A 313-nucleotide genomic window follows, 5' to 3' on the forward strand; every position below is an offset into this window, starting at 1 on the left:
GAAAAGAGTTGTAGTGTACACATACATACTCTTTCTACTTCCGCTTATAACAATGGCTAATCAAGTTGATTCCTTAGCCTCAAAAGATAATGCCTATTTAATAGAAAAATTGGATGAATTAATACATGAAAAGACTCATCCAAATGCGATGCTATATGTGCAAGCCTATATTAGAAATGCTAAAAAACAAAACGATAAGCTAAATTTGTTTTACGCCTATAAAGAAGGAGTCTTTTTTTCAAGTCATTTAAACACGCAAGTAGAATATGCAGATAGTGCGATAATTACTGCCAGGAAATTAAAAAATAAAGAT

At 31.0% G+C, this 313-nt stretch carries 1 protein-coding gene; it reads left to right on the forward strand.

Going from position 1 to position 313, the window contains the following annotated elements:
* Positions 1 to 52 precede the first annotated feature (52 nt).
* On the forward strand, positions 53 to 313 hold a 261-nt coding region (locus QWI17_RS03315), incomplete at its 3' end, for a hypothetical protein (protein ID WP_302721079.1).

It is taken from the genome of Gilvimarinus gilvus, assembly GCF_030518155.1.
Lineage (GTDB): Bacteria > Pseudomonadota > Gammaproteobacteria > Pseudomonadales > Cellvibrionaceae > Gilvimarinus > Gilvimarinus gilvus.